Origin of the sequence: Arenimonas sp. (genome assembly GCF_041913985.1) — a bacterium.
GTDB lineage: Bacteria > Pseudomonadota > Gammaproteobacteria > Xanthomonadales > Xanthomonadaceae > Arenimonas.
Map to the genome: position 1 here is coordinate 55,092 of NZ_JAYSEG010000001.1, position 24,787 is coordinate 79,878.

Below are 24,787 nucleotides of genomic sequence, written 5' to 3' on the forward strand. Positions count from 1 at the left end.
CTAGGCTTGGGAATTCGCCAAAACACGAGGTCCCGCCGATGCGTCTTGCCGTCCTTGCCGCCGCAATGTCCCTGTCCCTGGCCGCCCAGGCCAGGGAGGGCATGTGGGTTCCGCAGCAGTTGCCCGAGATCGCCGGCCCGCTCAAGCAAGCGGGCCTGGAGCTGCCGCCCGAACAGCTCGCCAACCTCACCGGCGACCCGATGGGCGCCGTGGTGGCGCTGGGCGGCTGCACCGCCTCGTTCGTGTCGCCCGAAGGCCTGGTGGTCACCAACCACCACTGCGCCTACGGCGCCATCCAGCTCAACTCCACCGCCGAGCGCAACCTGATCAGGGACGGCTTCAACGCCGCCACGCTGGCCGACGAAGTCTCCGCCGGCCCGAACGCCCGCGTGTACGTGATGGACCGCATCACCGACGTGACCGACAAGATGCAGGCCGCCGCCGGCGACACCGCCGGCCTGGCCCGCCAGCAGGCGCTGGAAGCCGCGCAGAAGGCGCTGATCGCCGAGTGCGAATCGGAAGCTGGCTACCGCTGCACCCTGTACAGCTTCTTCAGCGGCCAGACCTACCGCCTGTTCCGCCAGATCGAAATCAAGGACGTGCGCCTGGTGTATGCGCCCCCGGGCAGCATCGGCAACTACGGCGGCGAGGTGGACAACTGGATGTGGCCGCGCCACACCGGCGACTTCTCCTTCTACCGCGCCTACGTGGGCAAGGACGGCAAGCCGGCCGCGTATTCGCCGGACAACGTGCCGTTCAAGCCGAAGCAGCACCTGCGCCTGGCCAAGGACGCGCTGGAAGCCGGCGACTTCGTGATGGTGGCCGGCTACCCGGGCACCACCAACCGCTACGCGCTGTTCGACGAATTCCAGGCCGTGTCCACCTGGCAGTACCCGGTGGTGGGCCAGCACCTGAAGAACCTGGTGGCGATGGTGGAAGCCGCCGGCAAGGACGACGCCGACCTCGAGGTGAAGTACGCCAACACCATCCGCGGCTGGCAGAACGCCATGAAGAACTGGGACGGCCAGCTCGAGGGCTTCGCCCGCATCGACGCCTCGTCCACCAAGCGCGCCGAGGAAGACGCGGTGCTGGCCTGGCTGCGTTCGCAGGGCAAGCAGGGCGAAGCCGGCCTGGCCGCGCACGCCCGCCTGGTGCAGCTGGCCGCCGAGGCCCGCGCCACCCGCGAGCGCGACCTCGTGGTGGGACAGATCGCCGGCACCGGCCTGCTGGGCAACCTGCGCATGCTGCACCGCCTGGCCATCGAGTCGGCCAAGCCCGACGCCGAGCGCGCCCCGGGCTACCAGCAGCGCGACCTGCCGGGCATCCAGGGCGCCGTGCAGCAGCTCGAGCGCCGCTACCTGCCGAAGATGGAGAAGCAGCTGCTGGCCTACTGGCTGCGTGAATACCTGAAGCTGCCGGCCAACCAGCGCGTGGCCGCCATCGACGCCTGGCTGGGCGGCAACGACGAGGCCGCCATCACCCGCGCCCTCGACGCCACCTACGCCGGCACCACGCTGGCCGGCACCGACGCCCGCATGGCCCTGCTGGGCGCCAGCCAGGCCGACATCGAAGCCAGCAACGACCCGCTGATGAAGCTGGCCGTGTCGCTGGCCCCGGTGCTCAAGGAAATGGAGGACGTGGGCAAGGCGCGCACCGGCGACCAGAGCCTGCACCGCCCCGTCTACCTGGCCGCCGTGCAGTCGTACAAGCGCAGCCAGGGCCAGGGCGTGTACCCGGACGCCAACCTCAGCCTGCGCATCACCTACGGCAACGTGACCGGCTACTCGCCGAAGGACGGCGTGGCCTACACCCCGTTCACCACGCTCGACGGCCTGGCCGCCAAGGCCACCGGCGTGGAACCGTTCGACGCGCCCAAGAACCAGCTCGAGCTGATCGCCGGCATGGGTGCGCAGGAGAAGGCCGCGGTCCCGGTGAACTTCCTGTCCGACCTCGACATCACCGGTGGCAACTCCGGCTCGCCGGTGCTCAACGGCAAGGGCGAACTGGTGGGCCTGGCCTTCGACGGCAACTGGGAGTCGGTGAGCTCGAACTGGGTGTTCGACCCCACCATGACCCGCATGATCTCGGTGGACCACCGCTACATGATCTGGGTGATGGACAAGGTGTTCCCGGCGCCGAACCTGCTCGAGGAAATGGGCGCCACCCGCTGACCGCGGGGCAGGGTTTGGACGCGACGGCCGGGACCTCCCAGCCGTCGTTGTTTCCGGGGTACATTGATGGGAAATCCCGATGGGAGAGCCCATGAAAGTCCGATTCCACGGCGCCGCCGGCGAAGTCACCGGTTCCTGCCACGAGGTCGAGGCCGCCGGCCACCGGCTGCTGCTTGACTGCGGCATGATCCAGGGCAGCATCGAGGACGAGCACCGCAACTTCGAGCCGTTTCCCTTCGACATCGAAGGCCTGTCGGCGGTGGTGCTCAGCCACGCCCACATCGACCACTGCGGCCGGCTGCCGGTGCTGGTGGCGCGCGGCTACAAGGGCCCCATCTGGACCCACGTGGCCACGGCCGACCTGCTGCGCATCATGCTCGAGGACGCCGCCTCGCTGGCCGAGATGGACGCCGAGCGCGACAACAAGTACCGCCGCGAGGGCCACGCCCACCACAAGCCGCTGTTCACCCGCGGCGACGTGGGCAAGGTGCTCAAGCTGGTCCGGCCCATCGGCTACGGCAAGCCTACCGAGATCCTGCCCGGCGTCACCGTGACGCTGCGCGACGCCGGCCACATCCTGGGTTCGGCCAGCGTGGAACTGCGCGCGAAGGAAGGCGAACGCGAGCGCGTGCTGGTGTTCTCCGGCGACCTCGGCCCCAAGGGCACGCCCATCCTGCGCGACGCCCAGCCGGTGCCCCACGCCGACCTGCTGCTGCTCGAATCCACGTACGGCAGCCGCGCGCACCGCGACCGCGAGGCCACCCTGGCCGAGATCGCCGAGGTGCTCGACAGCGCCTGGTCGGCGGGTGGCAACGTGCTCATCCCCGCTTTCGCGGTGGGCCGAAGCCAGGAGTTGCTGTACTGGTTCGCGCGGCACTGGGACGACTGGCAGATGTCGCGCTGGAAGATCTTCCTCGACAGCCCCATGGCCACCAAGGTGGTGGAGGTGTACGACGGCCACGAGTCGCTGTTCGACGAGGACGCGCAGGAAGTGTGGCGCGGCCGGCCGCATCCGTTCCGGCTGCCGAACCTGAACTTCACCGCCGAAACCGAAGAGTCGATGGCCATCAACAGGCACAAGGGCGGCGCGATCATCATCGCCGGCTCGGGCATGTGCAACGGCGGCCGCATCCGCCACCACCTGCGCCAGAACCTGGGCCGGCGCGAGGCGCACGTGATGTTCGTGGGCTACCAGGCGCAGGGCACGCTGGGCCGCCGGCTGGTGGACGGCGCACGCGAAGTGAAGATGTTCGGCGAAGTCATCCACGTGAAGGCGCAGCTGCACACCGTGGGCGGCCTGTCGGCGCATGCCGACCAGCCCGGCCTGGCGCAGTGGTACCGCGAGATCCCGAACCGCCCGCCGGTGGTGCTGGTGCACGGCGAGGACGACGCCCGCGAGGCCCTGGCCAAGGTGCTGCGCGAGGACGTGAAGGCCGACGTGGTGCTGTCGCGGCCGGGCCTGGAAGTGGACGTCTGACCCGTGGACGAGGCCGAGCGCCCGTTCGCCGTGCCCTGCGCCTCGCTCGACTCTGGCGCGCCGCTGCGCTGGCTGCGCGCGGGCTGGCGGGATTTCCGGCGGGCGCCGGGGCTGAGCCTGCTGTTCGGCGGCGTGGTGCTGCTGGTGAGCGTGGCGGTGTCGGCGCTGGCCTGGTCGCTGGGGCGGTTCGCGCTGCTGGCGGCGCTGCTGTCGGGCTTCGTGTTCGTGGCGCCGCTGATCGCCGTGGGGCTCTACTGCGTGAGCCGCGAACTGGAAGCCGGGCGCCGGCCCGGACTGCGCGACTCCTTCGTGCTGGCGCGACGCGTGGCGGGGCAGGCCGGCGTGTTCGCGCTGGCGCAGCTGGTGGTTCTGATGCTGTGGTCGCGCGCCGGCATGATGGTGAACGCGCTGGTGCCGGTGGAAAACAACGAACTGCTGACCTGGCTGGAATTCCTGCTGATCGGCTCGGCCGCGGGTTCGGTGTTCGCCGCCTTCACCTTCGCCACCGCGGCGTTTTCGCTGCCCATGATCGCCGACCGCGACGTGGACATGGTGACCGCCGGCGTCTCCAGCGTGAATGCCGTGCTGCGCAACAAGGGCGTGATGGTGCTGTGGGCCGCGCTGATCGCGCTGCTGACGGCGGTGGGTTTCCTTACCGCGTATCTCGGCCTCGTGGTGGTGATGCCGTGGCTGGCCTATTCGGCCTGGCACGCCTACCGCGAAACGCTGGACGCGTCGGCCTGGCCGAGGCTGGATTAAGCGGATTCAATCCTTCGCGGTGTCGATGCGCTGCGCCGCCATCGCGGCCACCGAGCGCGTGACCAGTTCCCCGAGCACCGCCAGGTCCACGTCGGCGAGGCGCTTGAGGTAGAGGCAGCTCTTGCCGGTCTTGTGCCTGCCCAGCCGGGCCATCAGCGCATCGTATGCGGCGAAGCCCGGCATGATGTAGAGCGTGAGATCGTTCTTGCGCGGCGAGAAGCCGGTGACCATCCACTCGCCCTCGCGGCCGCTCTCGTAGCGGTAGCGGTAGCGGCCGAACCCGACGATGGCCGGGCCCCACATCACCGCCGGCGCGCCGGTGGCGGCTTCCATCATCACGCGCACGCGGCGGCAGTCGTCGCGGCGCTGCGGGTCGGCGATGGCGTCCAGGAAGGCGTCCACGCTGGCGGCGGTGGCCTGGGTCTTGTTTTCGCTCTTGCTCATGGCGTTCCTCCCGGGGGCAGCTTGCAGGCCATGTGAAGCACACCGTCCAGTTCGGCCTCGGTGACGAAGCCGAGGCGCTCGTACAGGCGCCGCGCGGGGTTCTCGGGGAACACGCGCAGGCGGAGTTCGGGTTTGCCGAGTTCGGCGGCGCGCCGGAAGGCCTGCCGCACCGCCCAGGCGCCCAGCCCGCGACCCTGGTGCGCGGGCAGTAGCTGCAGGTCGCGGATCTCGAGCGCGTCGGGCAGCTCATGCAGGCGAAGCACGCCCACGGCCACGCCCTGCACTTCAATCACCCGGTTGTCGAAGCAGGCCCAGCTGGCCTCGAAGCGCGCCGGGTCCCATTCGATGTTCCGCGCCGCGCGGTACGCCGCCATGTTGCCGTGGCTGAGCCGCTCGGCGAAGTCGCGGTCGGCGGGGGTGGCATCCCGAAGCGTGGCGGGAGCGGCATCCATGCTCAGCGCGCGACCAATGGGTTCATGCGGGCCGGGGCTCAGGAGGCGCGGTCGCGGTAGGCCTTCATCGCCGGCGCGATGCATTGGTCAAGCTTCTTCATCGCCGCGCCCACGGCCAGCGACACGGGATGCTGGTCGTCGGTGTAGGACACCGCGTTGCCCTGGCCCGATCCGTCCGTCCACTGCAGGTGAAAGGTGGCGGCATGCAGGCGGAGGATGAAACCGGAGTCATGATCCCGGCCGACGGGAATCTCGGTGGCGAGCAGCGTTTCCCGTGCCCCAGGCGCCGCCTCGCAGGCGGACAGCGGCACGCGGGTGACGCAGGTGCGGAAGGTGTCACCCACGGCGACGAGCAGCACCGGCTTCCCGTCCGCCTTCAGCGCGCGATTGAGCCCCGTGTCCATCGCCACGACAACGGTGGGGCCTCGGCCGGTGTCGGGTTCGACCGCGAAGCGCAGGGTGGACGTCGAGCGCGGCGCGTTCCGCCAGTCGCGCAGGGAGGCATACGGCGATTGTTCGTGGCAGCCAGCCTCGATCGGGTGCCAGACGGATTCCTCCGCCTGCGCGAGGCTGGCCAGCAGCAGGATGGGAAACAGGGCCAACAGTCCTTTCATGCGAACTCTTCCAGGCTCAGGCGGGTGGCCCGAGCATACCGAACACCGCGCCCATGTCGCGGTAGGCCTTGAGTTCGATGACGTGGCCACTGGGGTCGGCCAGCACCAGCTTGCCATGCTCCCGCGGCGTGCCCGCCCCGTGCACGGTGGGCGGCCGCAGGAACCGGATGCCCTTCGCCCCGAGCCTGGCGGCCAGCGCCTCCCAGTCCTGCCAGGACAGGATCGCGCCGAAATGGCGCACGCCGGTCTTCTCCGGAGGCAGCACTTCGTCGGGCCGCTGGTGCAGCGTGAGCTGGTGCCCGAACAGCAGGATGTCCGCCCACGCGGCGTTTTCCCGGCCCACGGTGGCTCCCAGCACGCGGCAATAGAAGGCCTTGGCCTCGCCCAGGTCCAGTACCGGAAGCGAGAGATGGAAGACGACGCGGTCCGCGGGGTCCAGGCTCATGCCGCGAGTCTGGCGATTCGCGGCGGGCGCGGGCAAGGGCGGGATCCGACGTTGGCCGGGCCGGGCCGCCTAGCGCCCGGGCGCGGGCGCGGGCGGAGGAGCGGGGATGTCCCGCGCGTCGTCGGGCACGTGGTAGTACAGCGACAGCACCCGCCACCGCTCCCCGTCGAAATACAGCTGCAGGCTGTTCACGCCGGTGAAGTCGGCCTTGGGCGCATCGCGGTCGGTGCGCGACTCCACCACGCTGTACACCGTGGCGAAGCGGTCCACGACTTCCACCATGCGGTGGATCTCCCTCTCGTGGAAGCCCGACGCGTCCACGCCGGCCAGCGCGGCCAGGAACTCGGCGGCGCTGCGGCGGGTGAGGCTGGGCTTGCCGTCGCGGCTGCGGCTGCCGAAGACCACGGCGTCTTCGTGGAAGAGTCCGCGCAGCGTGGCCAGGTCGGCGGCTTCACCGGGTTCGTGCGACAGCGCGCGCCAGAGGCTGGCCACGGCCTGCCCGGGGGTCTGCGCCGCGGCCTGCGCCAGCGCGGGCGCCAGCAGCAGGATCCCGGTGGCCAGCAGGCGGCGGAAGTTCATGCGCCGCCCGGCAGCGTGTATTCGAAGCGGTAGAAGTGTTCGCCGCCGGTGATCTCGATGGCCATGCTGCCGCGCAGGCCGGCCAGCTGGCCGCTGCCGGAGTCGGGCACCACGTGCAGGTCCAGGTGCTTCGCGCCGCGCTCCATGGTGCCGGAATGCTGCAGCACGAAGCCGCCCACGCGGCCTTCCAGGCGACCTTCCACGCGCTCCATGGCCACGTAGCCGGCCGAGCCTTCCACGCCGCTGCGGAAGGCCAGCATCTGGCCTTCGCTGCGGGCGTCGAGCGCGCCATGGAAGCGCTTGTCGAGCGTCATCCGCCCGATGGCCGCGCCCAGTTCGCGTTCGTCGGCCGGCTGGGGGCCCAGCACCACGTCGAACGCGCCCTGCACCTGCCGGCTCATTGCGCCGCCTGCGGCTTGCACAGGCAGGTGCCGTCGTCGAACACCACCTTCCAGCGGCCGTCGGGCTCGCGGCGCCAGGTGGAGCGGAATTCGGCGATGGGCTTGCCGCTCGGGTCGAAGACCGGCCCCTTGGTCGCGGCCAGCTGGCCGGCGGCGCTCACCACCACGGTTTCCGGGCGCCAGGAGAACGGCGCCTGTTCGCCTTCGAAGTACCTGCTCCAGGCCGCCAGTACCGCGGCCTTGCCGCGAAGCGTGTTCGGGCCGGGCGAGAAGATGGCGTCGTCGGCGATGAAGCTGGCGAAGGCCTCCAGGTCGCGGTCGGCCATGGACTGCGCGAACGCGGTCTCGGCGGCCGTGGCCTGGCGCACCAGCTCGGCGTTGTCCGGCACCGGTGCGTCGTTGCCCGTGGTGGCGCAGCCGGCCAGGGAAAGCGCGAAGAGCGGGAAGATGAGGCGGGCCTTCATGGCAAGTCCGTTCGGTGGGGGAAGCGGCAGGCTAGCCCTTCGCTTCCGGCGGCACCTGTGCAGGAAGTCTAGGCCTCGGACCGGGCCTTGAGCGCGGCGTTCATGGCTTCGAAGCCGGCGCGCGTGCCGGTGTCGAGTTGGCGTCGCATGGCACCCACCAGCAGGCCGGAAAAATGTTCGCTGTGGTGCAGTCGCGTGCAGGCCGGGGCGGTGGCTTCGAGCACGAAGCGGTGTTCGCCGTCGAAGATTCCCGGCAGGCCCACCCGTCCCAGCCATCGAAGTTCGGCGCCGGGCACCGCCGCCAGCACGCGGGGCCGGAAGCGCATCGGCTTGCCGCCGGGCGGCTGCCCGGTGACGTGCAGCCGCGTGCCGGGTTCGGGGCGTCCCTCGACGGCCCGCACGAACGGGTTCCACTCGGGATAACGCGCGAAGTCCGCCAGCACCGACCACACCTTCGCCGGGCTGGCGTGAATGTCCACCTCGGTCGCGAGAAGAAAGTCGGCCATCGCTCCCTCCTGGTATCAGGTCGCCGGCGGCCAGAGGCCATGGTAGAGCACGGTGCGGTAGCCGTCGGCATCGGCGAAACTGCGTCCGCCCTGGTTCCAGTACGGGTTGAAGGCCGGCACTTCCGCGAAGCCGGCCGACAGCAGGCGCGCGCAGGCGGCCTGCCAGTCGTCGGCAACGGGGTGGTAGAACACCAGCAGGTCCTCGGCCGTCGGCGCCGGTGCCACCGGGTGGTGGCGGCACACGGTGAATTCCAGGTGCCAGCCGGTGCCCGGAACACCCAGCATCACGCCGTCGAAGCCGGCGTGGTTTTCGAAGCCGCCGAGCACGGACAGGCCCAGCCCTTCGACGTACATCCGCCTGGAGCGCGCCAGGTCACCCACGGGGCGGGCGACGCGGAGCGTCGGCGCGGCACCCATGCTCAGCCCCCGATGAACTTGAACAGCAGGCCGATGTTCTGCGCCCGCAGTTCGGCCAGGCGGGCCTGCTTGGCGCGCAGGGCCTCGGCCAGGCCGGGGTCCATGCCTTCGAACGGATCGGGCACGCCGGCCATCATCTCGGCCATGTTCTTCTCGGCCTCGGCGCGGGTCGCTTCGTCCATGCCGGAGGTGTCGGAGTCGCTGACCTGCTTGGCCATCATCTCGCGCATCTCGATGGCGCCCAGCACTTCGAACAGCTGGTCCTTGAGCGCCGCGTACTCATCCTTCGACACATCGGCGGCGTCGGCCGCGTCGGCGTCGATGGCCTCCATGTCGATCTCGCCCAGCGCCATCAGCTTGCCGGCGTCGGTGTCGGCGGCGGCCAGCTTGTCGAGCGCGGCCTGCAGGCCCTCGTTTTCCTTCACTAGGCCAAGTTCGAGGTCGTCGAGGTTCTCGGCCGTGAGCAGCAGGGGCGCGGCTTCGCCGCCGTCCTCGTCCATGGTTTCGCCGTCGTCGGCATAGCCGTCGCCGGAATCCTCCAGCGCCACCTCTTCGGTGTCCTCGGAAACGTCGGCGTCGTCGCCGCCGGTGCAGCCGCCCAGGGCGAGCAGCGCGGCCAGGCCGAGGGCGAGGGGGGTCTTGTTGAAGTTCATGCGTCCAGTCCTTGGGGGGGGTATTTCTTGCGGGAAGCGATCCAGCGGTCCACCTTGGCCTCCAGCACCGCCAGCGGCACCGAGCCGTCGCGCAGCACCTCGGCGTGGAAGCCGCGGATGTCGAAGTCGTCGCCCAGCTCGCGTTCGGCGCGGGCGCGCAGTTCCTTGATCTTGAGCTCGCCGATCTTGTAGGCCAGGGCCTGGCCGGCGATGGCGATGTAGCGCTCGGTTTCCGACACCGCCTCGGTGTCGCTGGTGGCCGAGTTGGCCTTCATGTATTCGATCACCTGCTCGCGGCTCCAGCCCTTGCTGTGCAGGCCGGTGTCCACCACCAGGCGGATCGCGCGCCACAGCTCGGCCTGCAGGCGGCCGAAGTACTGGTAGGGGTCGGTGTAGACGCCCAGCTCCTTGCCCAGCGACTCGGCGTACAGGCCCCAGCCCTCGGCGAAGGCGGTCTCGCCGCCGAAGCGGCGGAACTTCGGCAGTTCGCCCAGCTCCTGCTGCAGCGCCAGCTGGAAGTGGTGGCCCGGGATGGCTTCGTGCAGGTACAGGCTTTCGCTGTCCCAGCGCTTGCGGGTGGGCAGGTCGTAGGTGTTGACGTAGAAGATGCCCGGGCGCGTGCCGTCCTCGCTGGGGCGCATGTAGCTGCCGCCGGCGGCCGACTGGGCGCGGAAGGCCTCCACCGGGCGGATCTCGAACGGCGCCTTGGGCGTGAGCGAGAACAGCTCGGGGATGCGCTGGTTGATCTTCGCCTCGAGCGCGCGGTAGGCGGTGAGCAGCTCCTCTTCGCTGCCGAACTCGAACTGCTTGTCCTTGGTGACGAACTCGAAGAACTGCGCGCGCGTGCCCTTGAAGCCGACCTGCTTCATCACGGCGTCCATCTCGCCGTGGATGCGCGCCACCTCGGCCAGGCCGATCTCGTGGATCTGCGCCGGGCTCATGTCGGTGGTGGTGGACTGGCGCACGCGGTAGGCGTACCAGGCCTCGCCGTCGGGCAGGGCCGAGAGCGACACGGTGTCGCGCGCAGCCGGCAGGTATTCGTCGTTCACGAAGCGGCGCAGTTCGCGGTAGGCCGGCATCAGCTGGGTGGTGATCAGCTCGCGGTAGGCGGCGGCGAGGCGGGTCTTGTCGGCCTCGCTGAAGTCCGCCGGGAACTCCGCCACCGGGCGCCAGAACAGGGTGTCCTCGGGCTTGTCCTTGATCAGCGCGTCGATCTGCGGGATGACCTTGGCCATCAGCACCTTCGGCTGCACCACGCCGCTGGCCATGCCGGCGCGCATGTTGGCCTGCATGCTGCGCATCAGCGCCGGGAACTGGCCGGCGCGCTTGAGCCAGTTGTCGTAGTCCTGCACGGTCTTGAACGGCTGCGCGCTCGAGCCCGAGCCCAGCTGCGCGAACAGGCCGGTGAGGTTGTAGAACTGGTTCAGCGGCTGCTGCCAGTCGGGGAAACGCTCGCCTTCGATGCTGGCTTCCAGGTCGCGCACGAAGATCTGGTAGCTCAGCAGGTCCTGGCCCTGCAGGCCGTCGCTGCCGATGGCCTGGGCGCGGCCGAGCCATTCGCGGTTGAAGGCCGCTTCCTTCGCGCGGAATTCGGCGCTGAAGAAGTCGGGCATCTGGTCGTTGTAGCGCGGGTCGCCGACGAAGGTGGCGTTGAGCGGGTTCAGTGCCAGCGAGGCTTCCCAGAAGTCGGCGTAGAGCTGCGACAGCTGCGCGGCGCGCTCGCCCGGCTGCGGGGCGGCGACGGCAGGCGCGGCGGCCGCGGTGTCGGCGGCGGGCGTGGTGGCGCAGCCCGTGAGGGCGAGGGCCAGGGCGAGGGCGAGCGGGCGCAGGGTCATGGGATTTCCTTGGCGGGGAGCAGGGTGGTCAGGGCGCAAGCAGCGCCTCGCCGTCGATGACGTCCACCCAGGGCAGGGCCCGGAGCGACGCCTGGAGGAAGGGGCGGTGGGCGGCACCGATCACCAGCAGCGTGCGGCCACCCTCTTCGCGCGCCATTTCGCGGGCGAGCCGCGCCGTGATCTCGGCATTGCGGGCATGCCACAGCATCAGCCGGCGGCGGCCGGCGTCGTGCCTGCCGTCCGCGTTGTCGAACACGGCCCATTCCGCGGCCAGGTCGGCACGCGCCCAGGCGTCGGAATTCATCCAGCGCAGCAGGGCCAGCAGCCCGTCGGGCTGGTCGGCGTGCCAGTGTTTCGCCTGTTCGGCGTTCAGCGCCTCCAGCCCCTGCTGCACGGCGGGGACGGAAAGGCGCGGCATCAGCTCATCGGCCAGTGCGTTGACGCCCAGTTCGTCGGCAAACGGGTCCACGGCGCACAGCTCGCGCTGGCCCAGCTGGCGGGCCAGCCGCAGCGCGATCGTGGCGATCTCGTTGTCGCTGGCCGACATGGCGTCAAGCCGCTCCGTCGCGGCCAGGCCCAGCGTGGCCGCGGCCGATTCGCGCGCCGGGGCCGGCAGGGCGCTCCAGTTCAATGCGGCCGACCAGGGCTCGTAGGCGGCCAGTTGCAGCGAAACCAGGGTAAGCCGCTGCATGTCGTCGAGCGAGGCCTGCTCGACGAGCCGGGCGGCTTCGGCACGGGCCTGCGCGGCGGTGCGCTGGCGCCGCACCTGCTGTTCGCCGGCCAGGCGCACGGCATTCATCGCGAAGGTGGAGAGCAGTTCGCCGTAGCGCGCCGGGTCGGCGGCGAAAGCCTCGACCGATTCGCCGGGCACCGCTTCGATGCACACGCGGGTGGGCGCGAACCGGGCCAGCCGGTCCACCACGGCCGCCTGCTGCGCCGGCGACGCGGCGGGCTGCAATTGCGCCAGGTGGGCGGTGCCGAGCACCGCCACTTCGGCGCCCGTCGCCAGCGCAGGCAGCAGGGCGGCGACCAGGAGCAGCGCGAGCCGGCGGGCGGGTGGCGGGGAATGGCGGGGCTTGGTCATGGCTGGACTTCGCATCGGGGGCGGGAAACTCACCCCACAGTCTGGCGCAGCCGGGGCGGACTGGCCCGGGCTGGAAGTCACGCCGGCCCTAGTCCCGGGCGGCGGCGGCGCGCAGCTGCGCGGCCTGGTCCCGGCCCAGCCAGGCGGTGATGCCGCGCCGCACCAGGTAGAGCAGGGGGATCAGGGCGATGGCGCAGGCCATCTTGTAGGCGTAGTTCATGCTGCCCACGGCCAGGAACAGCGAGGTGGGCCACTGCTGCGGCCCCAGCACGAAGGCGATGTAGAGCACGATGAAGCTGTCCACCAGCTGCGACACCGCGGTGGAGCCGGTGGCGCGCAGCCAGACCATGCGTTCGCCGGTGGCGTGGCGGATGCGGTGGAACACGCTTACGTCGATCAGCTGGCCGACCAGGAAGGCCACCAGCGAACCGCCGATGGTCCACAGCCCCTGGCCAAAGACGGCGGCGAAGGCGGCCTGGTAGTCGGGCACGCCTTGTTCGGCGGCCACGCCCACCCACCACGAGGCCGGCGCCAGGCCGATGGCCACGTAGGCGAAGGCGAAGCCGTAGACGATCACCGCCACCGCCAGCCAGCTGATGAAGCGCACGCCGCGCTTGCCGAAGAATTCGTTGATGACGTCGGTCATCACGAACACGATCGGCCAGAGCAGGGTGCCGGCGGTGAAGTTGAGCGAGCCGCTCTGCCCGAACAGGTTCCATTCCAGCGGGCGCAGCCCCAGCGTGTCCTCGAGCGCGAAGATCTTCACGCCGATGAACTCGGCCAGCAGTGCGTTGGCGACGAAGAACACCGCCAGCACCAGGAACAGCCGGTGGTTGCGTTCGGCGCTGGTCACGCGGCCGGCCCGGTGCGCTCGAACGGGATCGTCTCGGGGCTGACGGCGCCGCCGGAGATGATGAAGGCCATGGCCTCGTCCACGCTCCAGTCGGTGGGCGTCAACCGGTCCACCGGCACCACTTCCAGGTAGCCCGAGGTGGGGTTGGGCGTGGTGGGCACGTACACCGCCGCCAGCTCGCGGCCGGTGCCTTGCTCGCGCATCACGCGGGTGACGAAGCCCACGCACTTCATCTCGCGGTGCGGGAAGTCGATCAGCACCACGCGCTGGGTGCCGTCGGGCTTGGTCTGCAGCAGGTCGAGCAGCTTGCGGGCGCTGCCGTACACCGTCTTCATCAGCGGGATGCGGGCGATCAGCGCCTCGAACCAGGCCAGGATGCGCTGGCCGATGACGCGCCGCGCCAGCGCGCCCACCGCCACGATCACGAACACGGTGGCCACCACGGCGAACGTGGCCTGGGCCCAGGGGTCGTCCATCCAGCCCAGCCACTCCGGGTGGGCGGCGGCCAGGCGGCCCGACAGCGGCGCCACCAGCGGCCGGCTCATGTCGGAAAGCAGCACCAGCACGAACTTGAACACGATCCAGACCAGCCAGATCGGCAGCAGGGTCAGCAGGCCGGTGAGGAAATAGGCACGAAGTCTTCGCATGCCGGGCAGTGTAGGGCAGGCCGCGTCGCGGCGGGGTCAGCGCTTGCCCAGTTCCCCGGCCGGCACGCTGCGCACGAGGCGGAAGCCGATGTCGTCGAAGCCGGTGCCGGCGTCGAAGTCGTTGCTCTGCGTCGGGTTGGCGCGGTTGGGGCCGTCGCGCCAGCCCACGCCGGCGGCGAGGCGGCGCTGGCAGCCGCGGGTGCAGTCGCTCACCCACTCGCGGGCGTTGCCGCGGGTGCCGGCCAGGCCGATGGGGCTGAGCGGGCCCTGGGCGGCGTTCACCGTGCCTTCCACGCCGGCGCAGCCGATGCGGCCGTCCTGGCAGGCGTTGCCGCCGCCGCGGTAGTCGGCCAGCGGGCGCCATTCGGCCAGGGTGGGCAGGCGGTATTCCTTGCCGCTGCGGCGGCTGAGCCACTGCGCGTAGGCCTGGGCATCGTCGTAGCTCACGCACAGCACCGGGTGGTTGCCGCTCTGGTTGAAGCCGGGGTCGTCCCAGGTGCGCTTCTTGATGGAGATGGGCGCCAGGCGGTTGCGGCAGCGCGCGGCCGGGCGGCCGGTGGCGCTGGCGAAGGCGGCGTATTCGGCGCGGGTCACTTCGCTGCGCATGGCGGCCAGGCCGGCGCGGGTGCCGCGCGGCGTACGCGCCAGCACCATGGCCACGGCGGTATCTGCCAGCACGTCGCCGGCCTTGGGCAGGGCGATGGCCTTCGACCAGGCCGGCTCCAGGCTGGCCGGCGGCACCGCCAGCGCGGTGGCCAGGGCCTTGGTGGCCGCCACGGCGTCGGCGTCGAGTTCGGCGAGGTTGGCTTCCAGCCGCGCCAGCAGCAGCGGCGGCAGCGCGGCGGTGAGTTCACGCCAGGGCTTGCCTTCCAGGCGGTCCATCTCGGCGGCGAAGGGCGCGGCCTTTTCGTGGTTCTGGCGCGCCTCGTCGTCGTTGCCGGCGCGCACGGCTTCGAGCACTCGGCTGGTGTAGAAGCCGATCACCTCGTCGGACAGGCGGAACAGCGCCGGCTCGCGCGGCGCCAGCTGGCGGGCGGTGCGCAGCGAATCCATGGCGTTGTCGCCGGGCGGCAGGCTCAGGCGCTGGCGGTCGATCTGGCGGCGGGCGGCGGCCAGTTCGCGGGCGCCGGGGCGGGTGGGGTCGTAGTCGAGGGTGAACACGGCGACTTCGGCCCTGGCCTGTGCGAACGGCGCCGCCGCGGGGGCGGTCGGGGCTTCCGGCGCGGCTTCGGGCGCGGCGGACGCGGCCTCCGGGGCGGCGGTTTCAGCCGTGGCCACGGGCGCGGCTTCGGCCGGCGCGGGCTCCGCGGCGGGCGCGGCGTCTTCCACGGTGAAGAAGTCGCTTTCCGGGGCGGCGGCCGGGGCCGGGTCGCGCATCAGCCAGGCGATGGCGGCGGCGGCCAGCAGCGCGCCCGAGACGCTGGCCAGCGCCGGCTTCCACCAGCGTTCGGCGAAGGCCTTGAGCTTGCCCGGGTCCACCAGTGGCGCGGCCGGTTTGCCTTCGGCCAGCTGGTTGAGCGCGCCCAGCATCTGCTGCGCGTTGCGGTAGCGGTTGTCGGGCGACTTGGCCATCGCCCGGTCGATGAAGGGCTGCCAGTGCTTCTTGTCGGCCGGCAGGCGCGGCACCGGGTCCTGGGCGTGCATCAGCGCCAGCGCCAGCGGGTCGGCGGCCTGGAAGGGCAGCTTGCCGGTGAGCAGTTCGAAGGCCAGCACGCCGACGCTGTAGAGGTCGGCGCGGCCGTCCACCACTTCGCCGCGGGCCTGTTCGGGCGCCATGTAGCCGCCGCTGCCGACGGCCAGGCCGGCGGTGGTGATGCGGGTGGCGTCGCGCTTGCTCAGGGCGATGCCGAAGTCGGTGAGCAGCGGCCGGTCGGCGTTGTCGAACAGCACGTTTTCGGCCTTCACGTCGCGGTGCACGATGCCGCGGGCGTGGGCATATTCGAGCGCCGAGAGCAGCGAGCGCAGCACTTCGATGGCGCGCGGCTCGTCGTGCGTGAAGTCGCGCTGGCCCAGGTGGCCCTTGGCCAGGTAGGGCAGCACGTAATAAAGCAGGCCCTGGCGCGTGCGACCCACCTCGTGGATGCCGACGATGCAGGGGTGCTCGAGCTTGGCGATGGTGCGAGCCTCGTGCTCGAAGCGCTGCTTGGAGATTTCGTCGGTCAGCGCGGTGGGCGACATGACCTTGATGGCCACCTGCCGGTCGAGCGATTCCTGCACGCCCAGGTACACCTGGGACATGCCGCCCTTGCCGATGCGGCGCAGCACCCGGTAGCCCGGGATCTCCGGCATGTAGCTGGAGAGCAGCGCGGTCAGCTCGTCAGGGGAAAGCTCTTCTTCCTGCTGCATGGCGCGGGGCGGGGCTGGGCGGGGGGACGGGGCCTTCCAGCATACGGCAGCGGCCCGTTCAGGCAAGCCATTTGTGAAAACGTGAACCGCGTCACGGTTCCCAGGGGCGGGCGATCAATCCCCGGGCTTGGGGCGCTTGCGGCGCACGTAGACCTGCTTGCGCACCCGGGCCACCACGTGGCCCTCGCCGTCGCGCACCTCGGTGTCGAACCAGTGCAGCACCTTCGAGCCGTCCTCGGCGGCGGCGCGCAGCTGCTCCACCACGGCCTCCGGCAGGTCGAACTCCGCCACCACCGTGCCCCGGCCGGGCTTCTCGAACTTCACCTCGCCGGCCTGGTCCCACACCAGGTAGCCGGGGCCGAGCCGGCGCATCACCAGGATCATCCAGAACGGGTCGGTCATGGCGAACAGGCTGCCGCCGAAGTGGGTGCCGACGTAGTTGCGGTTGTACCAGCGTTGGCGCAGCTCCACCCGCGCGTGGCTGAAGTCGTCGGCCAGGTGGGTGACGTGGATGCCGGCGAACAGGAAGGGCGGCCACACGTTGAACAGCAGCCGCAGGCGGGAGGCTTTCATCGGCGCGGGCTCAGAACAGCAGCGAGGCCATCTTGCGCCGGTAGGCGCCGACCAGGTCCTCGTCCTCGACCACGCGGAAGGCGTCGATCAGCGCCTTGCGCGGCAGGCCCTCGGCGTAGTTGCGGTCGCGCCGCAGCATCTCCAGGAACTGCTCCAGGCCGTCCTGCCAGCGGCCGGCGACGATGTCGGCGGCGCCCAGCAGGTGCCGGGCACGCAGGTCGGCGGGGTCGGCGGCGAGGGCCTGGTGCAGCACGTCGGCCGGCGGCGCGTCCTTGAGCAGGGCCAGGAAGGCCAGGCGGGCGCGGCCGCGCAGGGCGCGGTCGTCCTGGGCCAGGTTGGCGGGCAGGGCGTCGAGCAGGGCCTCGGCCTCGGCCACGGCGCCGGTGCGCAGCAGGGCCAGGGAAAGGTCGAGCTTGAGCTCATCCTTTTCCGGCTCGGCCAGCACGGCGGCGCGCAGGCGCACCACTTCTTCGTGCGGGTCGGCGGGCGCGGCGGCCTCGGGTTCGGCCGGGGCCTCGGCTTCCTTCGCGGTGACGCCGTGGTGGGCCAGGAACTGGCGCAGCTGGCCCTCGGGCAGGGCGCCGGGGAAGCCGTCGACGATCTGGCCGTCCTTCACCAGCATCACCGTCGGCACCGACTTGATCTGGAAGTAGCCGGCGAGCTGCTGCTCCTTGTCCACGTCCACCTTGGCCAGCAGGAAGCCGCCGTTGAATTCGGCGGCCAGCTTTTCCAGCACCGGGCCCAGGGTCTTGCAGGGGCCGCACCAGGTGGCCCAGAAGTCCACCAGCACCGGGACTTGCTTGGACTTGAGCAGCACGTCGACCTCGAACTTCTCGAGGCCGGCGTCGAAAACATGGGGGGTGGCGGGGGTCATGGCGGGTCCGTCCGGGAAGGCATCTGGCACAGATGGTGCCAGCACCCCCCGGACTCAAGCCATGGTTTCCGCCGCCGGCTTACTCCGGCTGGCGGACGATGCGGCCGTCCTTCATCACGAAGTCCACCTTCCTGGTGGCGGCGATGTCGGCCAGCGGATCGCCCGGCATGGCCACGATGTCGGCCGGCAGGCCCGCGGCGACACGGCCCAGCTCGGGCCGGCCGAGGATCTCGGCGGCGTTGGCGGTGGCGGCGCGCAGGGCCTCGGCCGGCGGCATGCCGGCTTCCACCATGAACACGAACTCGTCGGCGTTGTCGCCGTGCAGGCCCACGCCGGCGTCGGTGCCGAAGCCGATCTTCACCCCGGCCTTCCAGGCGCGGCCGAAGGTGTCCTGGATCTGCGAGCCGATGCGCGCGGCCTTGGGGCGCACCACGTCCGGGTAGTAGCCGTCGATCTTGGCCTTCTCGGCCACGAAGCGGCCGGCCGAGATGGTGGGCACGTACCAGGTGCCGTTCTTCTTCATGAGCGCGAAGATCTCGTCGTCCATGTAGGTGCCGTGCTCGATGGTGTCCACGCCGCCGACGATGGCGCGGCGCATGCCTTCCTTGCCGTGGGCGTGCGCGGCCACGCGGTAGCCGTAGTCGTGCGCGGTCTGCACCACGGCCGCCACCTCGTCCACGGTGAACTGGGGCGCGTCGCCGCTGCGGGCGTAGCTGAGCACGCCGCCGGTGGCGGTGATCTTGATCACGTCCGAGCCGTCCTTGTAGCGCTGGCGCACGGCCTGGCGGGCCTCGTCGGGGCTGTTGACCACGCCCTCGGCCGGACCCGGGGTGCCCAGGGCGTCGGAGATCAGGTGGTTGAAGCCGTTGGTGGGGTCGGCGTGGCCGCCGGTGGTGGCGATGGACTTGCCGGCCGCGAAGATGCGCGGCCCCTCCACCCAGCCCTGGTTCACGGCGTCGCGCAGGGCCAGGGTGGTTTCGCCGCCCAGGTCGCGCACGCTGGTGAAGCCGGCGCGCAGGGTGCGGCTGGCGTAGGCGGTGGAGCGCAGGACGGTGAACTCGGGGTTGAGCCGGAAACCCTCGGAATAGCTCTGTGGGCTCGATTCGCCGCTCAGGTGCACGTGCAGGTCGATCCAGCCCGGGCTGCAGGTGTGGCCCTTGAGGTCCACCGCGGTGGCGCCGGGCACGGCGGCGTGGCCCTCGCGCACCTCGCTGACCTTGCCGTCGGCCACCACCACGGTGCGCTCGGGCAGGTTGCGCCCGGTGGCGCTGTCGAACAGCCGGCCGCACTGCAGGGCCAGGGTTTCGGCCTGGGCGGCGGCGGGCAGGGCCAGGGTCAGGGCGAGCAGCAGCGGGGTGGGGCGCATGGGTGGTCTCCGGGCAGGTTGCCCCGATGGTAACCGCAAGCCGGGGCCGGGCCGGAAGGGCCGCGGATTTGTTACGCTGGAGGCCTGTTTTTTCGCCTCCATCCCCCATGTCCGACACCATCGATCCCAGCGCCTACGACCCGAAGGCGGTGGAAACCGCCGCGCAGACCCACTGGCAGGCCACCGGCGCCTTCCGCGTGACCGAGGACGCCAGCCGTCCGAAGTACTACTGCCTGTCCATGCTGCCTTACCCCTCGGGCGCGCTGCACATGGGCCACGTGCGCAACTACACCATCGGCGACGTGATCAGCCGGCACCGGCGCATGAAGGGCTTCAACGTGCTGCAGCCGATGGGCTGGGACGCCTTCGGCCTGCCGGCCGAGAACGCCGCCATCAAGAACAACACCGCGCCGGCGAAGTGGACCTACAAGAACATCGAGCACATGCGCGGCCAGCTGCAGCGCCTGGGCTTCGCCTACGACTGGAGCCGCGAGTTCGCCACCTGCACCCCGGAGTACTACCGGTGGGAGCAGCTGATGTTCACGCGCCTGATGAAGAAGGGCCTGGTCTACCGCAAGAACTCGGTGGTGAACTGGGACCCGGTGGACCACACCGTGCTGGCCAACGAGCAGGTCATCGACGGCCGCGGCTGGCGTTCCGGCGCGCTGGTGGAAAAGCGCGAGATCCCGCAGTGGTTCCTCAAGATCACCGACTACGCGCAGCAGCTGCTCGACGGCCTGGACACGCTGCCGGGCTGGCCCGAGGCGGTCAAGACCATGCAGCGCAACTGGATCGGCCGCAGCGAGGGCCTGGAAATCCAGTTCGCGATGGAAGCGCTGGCCGAGCCGCTGACCGTGTTCACCACCCGCCCCGACACGCTGATGGGCGTGACCTACCTGGCCGTGGCGGCCGAGCACCCGGTGGCGCTGTGGGCCGCGTCGGGCAACGAGCAGGTGCGCGCCTTCATCGAGGAATGCCGCAAGGGCGGCGTGTCCGAGGCCGAGCTCGAGACGCAGGAAAAGAAGGGCGTGTTCACCGGCCTGTACGCCGTGCACCCCATTTCCGGCGACAAGGTGCCGGTGTGGATCGCCAACTTCGTGCTGATGGGTTACGGCACCGGCGCGGTGATGGCGGTGCCCGGCCACGACGAGCGCGACTTCGAGTTCGCGCACAAGTACCAGCTGCCGGTGAAGCAGGTCATCGCCATGGTCGGCGAGTCCTACGACCCCGACACCTGGCAGGCCTGGTACTCGGACAAGACCGACGACCGCCTGCGCGTGATCAATTCCGGCCCGCTCGACGGCATGGGCTACCAGGGCGCGTTCGACCTGCTGGCCGAGCAGCTCGAGGCCCGCGGCCAGGGCCGCCGCCGCGTGAACTACCGCCTGCGCGACTGGGGCGTGAGCCGCCAGCGCTACTGGGGCTGCCCGATCCCGGTCATCCACTGCGACAAGTGCGGCGCGCTGCCGGTGCCGGAAGACCAGCTGCCGGTGGTGCTGCCGGAGGACGTGGCCTTCACCGGCGTGGCCTCGCCGATCAAGGCCGACCCGGAGTGGCGCAAGACCACCTGCCCGGGCTGCGGCGGCGCCGCCGAACGCGAAACCGACACCTTCGACACCTTCATGGAGTCGAGCTGGTACTACGCGCGCTACACCTCGCCGGGCGCCACCGACCTGGTGGACGAGCGCGCGAACTACTGGCTGCCGGTCGACCAGTACATCGGCGGCATCGAGCACGCGATCATGCACCTGATGTATTTCCGCTTCTACCACAAGCTCATGCGCGACGCGGGCCTGGTGAAGTCGGACGAGCCGGCCACCAACCTGCTGTGCCAGGGCATGGTGATCGCCGACACCTTCTTCCGCGAGAACGCGGATGGTTCCAGGGACTGGCACAACCCGGCCGACGTGGACGTGCAGCGCGACGCCAAGGGCCATGCCACCGGCGCCGTGCTGCGCGCCGACGGCCAGCCGGTGCGCATCGGCGGCACCGAGAAGATGTCCAAGTCCAAGAACAACGGCGTCGATCCGCAGGTGATGGTGGACAAGTACGGCGCCGACACCGTGCGCCTGTTCTCCATGTTCGCCGCGCCGCCCGAGCAGAGCCTGGAGTGGAACGAGGCCGGCGTGGAGGGCATGGCGCGCTTCCTGCGCCGCCTGTGGACGCAGGTGCACAAGCACGTGGCCGAAGGTCCGGCGCCGAAGCTCGACGCCGCCTCGCTCGACGGCGCCCAGCGCACGCTGCGCCGCCAGCTGCACGAGTGCATCCAGAAGGTGGGCGACGACTACGGCCGCCGCCACACCTTCAACACCGCCATCGCCGCGGTGATGGAGCTGCTCAACGCCATCGCCAAGTTCGACGACGCCAGCGCCCAGGGCCGCGCCCTGCGCCAGGAGTGCTTCGAGGCGGTGACCCTGCTGCTCAACCCGATCACCCCGCACACCTCGCACGCCCTGTGGCAGGCGCTGGGCCATGCGGAAACCACCATCGAGGACCTGCCGTTCCCCGAGGCCGACCCGGCCGCGCTGGTGCGCGACGCGGTCACGCTGGCGGTGCAGGTGAACGGCAAGCTGCGCGGCACCATCGACGTGTCGGTCAACGCCAGCAAGGAAACCGTCGAGGCGCTGGCCCTGGCCGAGCCGAACGTGCAAAAGTTCATGGAAGGGATGTCCGTGCGCAAGGTGATCGTCGTGCCGGGCAAGATCGTCAACATCGTCGTGGGGTGATCGGATGCGTCGTCTGCTTGTCGTGCTTTGCGTCGTCGCGCTGTTCGCGGGCTGTGGCTTCAAGCCGCGCGCCCAGCTGGCCTTCGCCTCCGAACTGGGCCCGGTGGCGGTGAGCACCGCCGACCCCTACAGCCCGCTGGGGCAGGGCCTGGCCACGGCGCTGCGCCGCGCCGGCGTGGCCGAAGCGGTCGCCGGCCAGCCCTCGGCCACGCTGCAAGTGGTGTCGGAGAGCATGCGCACCCGCCCGCTGGCGGTGGACGCCGCCGCCCAGGTGCGCGAGTACGAAACCATCTACACGGTCGAGTTCGAGCTGCGCGGCGCCGACGGCGCGGTGCGCGTGCCGCGCCAGGCGGTGGAGCTCTCGCGCGAATACACCTACGACGCGCTGGCCTCCGCCGGCAGCCCGGCCGAGCAGCAGCTGCTGCAGGACGAACTGCGCCGCGACATGCAGGCCGCCATCCTGCGCCGCGTCGACGCCGCCCTGCGCGCCGATTGATGGAACTCAAGCCGGACCGCCTCGAGCGCCAGCTCGCCGGCGAGCCGCTGCGGCCGGTGTACCTGGTCGCGGGCGCCGAGCCGCTGATCGTGCTCGAGTGCGCCGACGCCATCCGTGCGAAAGCGCGCGAGGAAGGTTACGGCGAGCGCGAGGTCTACGACGTCGAGGCCGGCTTCGACTGGAATTCGCTCAGCCGCGGCCTGGCCTCGATGAGCCTGTTCTCCAGCCGCCGCCTGTTCGACCTGCGCCTGCCCACCGGCAAGCCCGGCAAGGAAGGCAGCGAGGCCCTGCGCGAATACTGCGAGAACCCGCCGCCCGACACCGTGCTGCTGATCACCGCCCAGGAATGGAGCAAGCAGCACGCCGGCAAATGGAGCGAGGCCATCACCAGGGTCGGCCACCTGGTGACGATGTATTCGCTCAAGCCGCACGAGCTGGGCGACTGGCTGCAGCGCCGCCTGCGCAGCCGAGGCCTGGTGGCCACGCCCGACGCGGTGCGCCGGCTGGCCGACCGCGTGGAGGGAAACCTGCTGGCCGCGGCCCAGGAAGTGGACAAGCTGGCCCTGCTGGTGGCCGACAAGCGCGAGGCCATCGACCTGGCGCAGATGGAGGCGCTGGTCGCCGACTCCTCGCGCTTCGACGTGTTCAAGCTGGTGGACGCCGCGCTCGCCGGTGAATCCGCGCGCGCCGTGCGCATGCTGTCCGCGCTGCGCGCCGAGGGCGAGCAGGTGGCCGGCCTGATGCCGATGGTGGCCAAGGAAGTGCTCACGCTCTGCGCGCTGGCCCGCGCCGGCAGCGGCGGCAACCTGATGTCGGCCATGCGCGAGGCGCGCATCTGGGAAAGCAAGCAGGCGGTTTACCGCCGCGCGGTGGAACGGCACCCGCCCTCGCGCTGGGAGGCCTTCGCCGCCGAGTGCGGCCGCATCGACCGCACGGCCAAGGGCCGCGGCGACGGCGACCCTTGGCTGATGCTCGAGCGCCTGCTGGTCTCCATCGCCGAGGCGCGGGCGCGCAACCTGCTGGCCTCGTGAGCCTGACCGTCCTGTACGGCGGCACCTTCGACCCGGTGCATGCCGGGCACCTGGCCGTGGCCCGCGCCGCCCGCGACGCCCTGGGCGCCGAGGTGCGGCTGGTGCCGGCCGCGGACCCGCCGCACCGCGCCGCTCCCGGCGCCGGCGCCGACGACCGCGCGGCCCTGCTGGAGCTGGCCATCGCCGGCGAACCGGGGCTTTCCGTGGACTGCCGCGAACTGCACCGCGCCGGCCGCTCCTACACCGTGGACACGCTGCGCGGCCTGCGCGCCGAACTGGGCCCCGCGGCGCCACTGGCCTGGATCGTCGGCGCCGACGCCTTCCGGGGACTGCCGACCTGGCACGAGTGGACGGCGCTGTTCGGGCTGGCGCATTTCGTGGTGGCGGTGCGCCCCGGCCACGGCCTGGACCACCTGCCGCCGGTCCTGGAACAAGCCTGCGCCGGCCGCTGGGCCAGCGAACCCGCCGAGCTGGGCGCCGCCACCGCCGGGCGCCTGTGGCGCCTGGACATGCCCCTGCACCCGGCCTCGGCCACCGAACTGCGCCGCCGGCTGCGGGAAGGCGCCGACCCCGGCGACTGGCTGCCCCCGGCCGTGGCCGCCGAAATCGCCCGCCGGGGCCTGTACCGGGCGCCCTGAGGTCCCCGGGCGTATAATCCGGCCCGTCTTTCCCGCCAGAGCAGCCCGTTGACCACCCAAGCCCACGTCATCAAGACCCAGATGCCCGACCCGGCCCCGAAGCCGGAAGCCATCCTCGCCCAGGTCCGCCTCGCCCTCGAGGAAATGAAGGCCAAGGATGCCGTCGAGATCGACGTGCGCGGCAAGACCAGCATCGCCGACTACCTGGTGGTCGCCTCGGGCACCTCCACCCGCCACGTGAAGTCGGTGGCCGACGAGGTGGTGAAGTTCGCCAAGAAGTGCGGCGTCATGCCGCTGGGCGTGGAAGGCGAGCGCGAGGCCGAGTGGGTGCTGGTGGACCTGGGCGACGTGATCGTGCACGTCATGCTGCCCCGCATCCGCGAGTTCTACGCCCTCGAGCGCCTCTGGACCGTCGGCGACCAGCCGCCCGAAGAGTGAAGGCAAGGCTCGTCGCGGTCGGCGATAAGGCGCCCGGGTGGGTGGCCGAAGGCTTCGCCGAGTACCAGAAGCGGCTGTCGCACTGGTTGCCGCTGGAGCTGGTGGAAGTGGCGCCCGGGCTGCGCGGCAAGGGCCGCGACGCCGCGCGTGCCATGGCCGACGAAGGCGCCCGCGTGCAGGCCGCGCTGCCGCGCAATGCCTGGGTGGTGGCGCTGGACGGCCGCGGCAAGGCCTGGTCGTCCGAGCAACTGGCCCAGCGCCTCGAGCACTGGCGCCAGCAGGGCCGCGACCTGGCCTTCCTGATCGGCGGCCCCGAGGGCCATGCCCCCGAGGTGCTGGCCGCCGCCGACGAAACCTGGTCCCTGGGCCCGCTTACGCTGCCGCACATGCTGGTGCGCCTGGTGCTGGCCGAGCAGGTCTACCGCGCCGCCAGCCTGCTCGCCAACCACCCCTACCACCGCGCCTGAACGCCCCGCGCGGGTGATGCCCCCCGCGGCG

General features: G+C 71.1%; 27 protein-coding genes. 9 read left to right on the forward strand and 18 right to left on the reverse strand.

Annotation, left to right across the window (positions count from 1 at the left end):
* Window positions 1-38 precede the first annotated feature (38 nt).
* The 3 genes from ACE3Q2_RS00325 to ACE3Q2_RS00335 all read left to right on the forward strand — a co-directional run bounded on the left by ACE3Q2_RS00325 (window position 39) and on the right by ACE3Q2_RS00335 (window position 4,407).
* A complete protein-coding gene (locus ACE3Q2_RS00325) occupies window positions 39-2,171 on the forward strand; it encodes a S46 family peptidase (protein WP_374471935.1) in 2,133 nt (710 codons plus the stop codon).
* 91 nt (window positions 2,172-2,262) lie between these two features.
* Window positions 2,263-3,648, forward strand: a complete 1,386-nt coding sequence (locus tag ACE3Q2_RS00330) for an MBL fold metallo-hydrolase RNA specificity domain-containing protein (RefSeq protein ID WP_374471937.1) — start codon at window positions 2,263-2,265, stop codon at window positions 3,646-3,648.
* 3 nt (window positions 3,649-3,651) lie between these two features.
* Window positions 3,652-4,407: a DUF2189 domain-containing protein gene (locus tag ACE3Q2_RS00335; RefSeq protein ID WP_374471939.1), complete on the forward strand. Its 756-nt coding sequence runs from the start codon at window positions 3,652-3,654 to the stop codon at window positions 4,405-4,407.
* 6 nt (window positions 4,408-4,413) lie between these two features.
* Here ACE3Q2_RS00335 and ACE3Q2_RS00340 read toward each other — a convergent pair whose 3' ends face one another.
* The 18 genes from ACE3Q2_RS00340 to ACE3Q2_RS00425 all read right to left on the reverse strand — a co-directional run bounded on the left by ACE3Q2_RS00340 (window position 4,414) and on the right by ACE3Q2_RS00425 (window position 18,960).
* Window positions 4,414-4,851, reverse strand: coding sequence for a DUF1801 domain-containing protein (locus tag ACE3Q2_RS00340; RefSeq protein ID WP_231698404.1), 438 nt, complete (start codon window positions 4,849-4,851; stop codon window positions 4,414-4,416).
* Window positions 4,848-5,303 (reverse strand): GNAT family N-acetyltransferase, encoded by a 456-nt coding sequence (locus tag ACE3Q2_RS00345; RefSeq protein ID WP_231698403.1) that lies wholly within the window; start codon window positions 5,301-5,303, stop codon window positions 4,848-4,850. Before ACE3Q2_RS00345 ends, ACE3Q2_RS00340 begins: the two co-directional genes overlap by 4 nt.
* Window positions 5,304-5,341: 38 nt before the next feature.
* Window positions 5,342-5,917 (reverse strand): hypothetical protein, encoded by a 576-nt coding sequence (locus ACE3Q2_RS00350; RefSeq protein WP_231698402.1) that lies wholly within the window; start codon window positions 5,915-5,917, stop codon window positions 5,342-5,344.
* Window positions 5,918-5,933: 16 nt separating this feature from the next.
* Complete coding sequence (locus tag ACE3Q2_RS00355; RefSeq protein WP_231698401.1) at window positions 5,934-6,362, reverse strand: VOC family protein; 429 nt, start codon at window positions 6,360-6,362, stop codon at window positions 5,934-5,936.
* Between the two features lie 69 nt (window positions 6,363-6,431).
* A complete protein-coding gene (locus tag ACE3Q2_RS00360) occupies window positions 6,432-6,941 on the reverse strand; it encodes a nuclear transport factor 2 family protein (RefSeq protein ID WP_374471943.1) in 510 nt (169 codons plus the stop codon).
* Window positions 6,938-7,342, reverse strand: a complete 405-nt coding sequence (locus ACE3Q2_RS00365) for a DUF3224 domain-containing protein (protein WP_231698399.1) — start codon at window positions 7,340-7,342, stop codon at window positions 6,938-6,940. Before ACE3Q2_RS00365 ends, ACE3Q2_RS00360 begins: the two co-directional genes overlap by 4 nt.
* A complete protein-coding gene (locus ACE3Q2_RS00370; RefSeq protein WP_231698398.1) occupies window positions 7,339-7,806 on the reverse strand; it encodes a DUF4440 domain-containing protein in 468 nt (155 codons plus the stop codon). Before ACE3Q2_RS00370 ends, ACE3Q2_RS00365 begins: the two co-directional genes overlap by 4 nt.
* Before the next feature lie 68 nt (window positions 7,807-7,874).
* A complete protein-coding gene (locus ACE3Q2_RS00375; RefSeq protein ID WP_374471946.1) occupies window positions 7,875-8,312 on the reverse strand; it encodes an SRPBCC family protein in 438 nt (145 codons plus the stop codon).
* 15 nt (window positions 8,313-8,327) lie between these two features.
* Window positions 8,328-8,729: a VOC family protein gene (locus ACE3Q2_RS00380; RefSeq protein WP_374471948.1), complete on the reverse strand. Its 402-nt coding sequence runs from the start codon at window positions 8,727-8,729 to the stop codon at window positions 8,328-8,330.
* Window positions 8,730-8,731: 2 nt separating this feature from the next.
* Window positions 8,732-9,382, reverse strand: coding sequence for a hypothetical protein (locus ACE3Q2_RS00385; RefSeq protein WP_231698395.1), 651 nt, complete (start codon window positions 9,380-9,382; stop codon window positions 8,732-8,734).
* Complete coding sequence (locus ACE3Q2_RS00390) at window positions 9,379-11,217, reverse strand: DUF885 family protein (protein WP_374471950.1); 1,839 nt, start codon at window positions 11,215-11,217, stop codon at window positions 9,379-9,381. Before ACE3Q2_RS00390 ends, ACE3Q2_RS00385 begins: the two co-directional genes overlap by 4 nt.
* A 28-nt stretch (window positions 11,218-11,245) precedes the next feature.
* Window positions 11,246-12,301, reverse strand: a complete 1,056-nt coding sequence (locus ACE3Q2_RS00395) for a DUF5694 domain-containing protein (RefSeq protein WP_374471952.1) — start codon at window positions 12,299-12,301, stop codon at window positions 11,246-11,248.
* Between the two features lie 88 nt (window positions 12,302-12,389).
* Entirely contained in the window at window positions 12,390-13,154 is a 765-nt protein-coding gene (locus ACE3Q2_RS00400; RefSeq protein WP_231698392.1) for a queuosine precursor transporter, read from the reverse strand.
* Entirely contained in the window at window positions 13,151-13,801 is a 651-nt protein-coding gene (locus ACE3Q2_RS00405; protein WP_374471954.1) for a DUF502 domain-containing protein, read from the reverse strand. The genes ACE3Q2_RS00400 and ACE3Q2_RS00405 overlap by 4 nt, the downstream gene beginning before the upstream one ends.
* 36 nt (window positions 13,802-13,837) lie before the next feature.
* Window positions 13,838-16,147, reverse strand: coding sequence for a bifunctional serine/threonine-protein kinase/formylglycine-generating enzyme family protein (locus tag ACE3Q2_RS00410; RefSeq protein WP_374471956.1), 2,310 nt, complete (start codon window positions 16,145-16,147; stop codon window positions 13,838-13,840).
* A 114-nt stretch (window positions 16,148-16,261) separates the two neighbouring features.
* Window positions 16,262-16,720: a DUF4442 domain-containing protein gene (locus ACE3Q2_RS00415; protein ID WP_231698389.1), complete on the reverse strand. Its 459-nt coding sequence runs from the start codon at window positions 16,718-16,720 to the stop codon at window positions 16,262-16,264.
* A 10-nt stretch (window positions 16,721-16,730) separates the two neighbouring features.
* The gene (gene trxA / locus ACE3Q2_RS00420; RefSeq protein ID WP_374471959.1) at window positions 16,731-17,594 is read right to left on the reverse strand and encodes a thioredoxin; all 864 of its coding nucleotides are present in this window, start codon (window positions 17,592-17,594) and stop codon (window positions 16,731-16,733) included.
* A gap of 79 nt (window positions 17,595-17,673) precedes the next feature.
* The gene (locus ACE3Q2_RS00425) at window positions 17,674-18,960 is read right to left on the reverse strand and encodes an amidohydrolase family protein (protein WP_231698387.1); all 1,287 of its coding nucleotides are present in this window, start codon (window positions 18,958-18,960) and stop codon (window positions 17,674-17,676) included.
* Window positions 18,961-19,067: 107 nt separating this feature from the next.
* Between ACE3Q2_RS00425 and leuS the strand changes: the two genes are divergently transcribed.
* The 6 genes from leuS to rlmH are packed head-to-tail and all read left to right on the forward strand — an operon-like array spanning window position 19,068 to window position 24,756.
* Window positions 19,068-21,686 carry a leucine--tRNA ligase gene (gene leuS, locus ACE3Q2_RS00430; RefSeq protein WP_231698386.1) on the forward strand — a complete coding sequence of 873 codons (2,619 nt, stop codon included), beginning with the start codon at window positions 19,068-19,070 and terminating at the stop codon, window positions 21,684-21,686.
* A gap of 4 nt (window positions 21,687-21,690) precedes the next feature.
* A complete protein-coding gene (gene lptE / locus ACE3Q2_RS00435) occupies window positions 21,691-22,182 on the forward strand; it encodes an LPS assembly lipoprotein LptE (RefSeq protein WP_231698385.1) in 492 nt (163 codons plus the stop codon).
* Window positions 22,182-23,213: a DNA polymerase III subunit delta gene (gene holA, locus ACE3Q2_RS00440; RefSeq protein ID WP_231698384.1), complete on the forward strand. Its 1,032-nt coding sequence runs from the start codon at window positions 22,182-22,184 to the stop codon at window positions 23,211-23,213. Before lptE ends, holA begins: the two co-directional genes overlap by 1 nt.
* On the forward strand, window positions 23,210-23,851 hold the full coding sequence (nadD, locus tag ACE3Q2_RS00445; protein WP_231698383.1) for a nicotinate-nucleotide adenylyltransferase: 642 nt from the start codon (window positions 23,210-23,212) through the stop codon (window positions 23,849-23,851). The genes holA and nadD overlap by 4 nt, the downstream gene beginning before the upstream one ends.
* 48 nt (window positions 23,852-23,899) lie before the next feature.
* On the forward strand, window positions 23,900-24,289 hold the full coding sequence (gene rsfS, locus ACE3Q2_RS00450) for a ribosome silencing factor (RefSeq protein WP_374471963.1): 390 nt from the start codon (window positions 23,900-23,902) through the stop codon (window positions 24,287-24,289).
* Window positions 24,286-24,756 (forward strand): 23S rRNA (pseudouridine(1915)-N(3))-methyltransferase RlmH, encoded by a 471-nt coding sequence (gene rlmH, locus ACE3Q2_RS00455; protein ID WP_231698382.1) that lies wholly within the window; start codon window positions 24,286-24,288, stop codon window positions 24,754-24,756. The genes rsfS and rlmH overlap by 4 nt, the downstream gene beginning before the upstream one ends.
* Window positions 24,757-24,787: the final 31 nt, after the last annotated feature.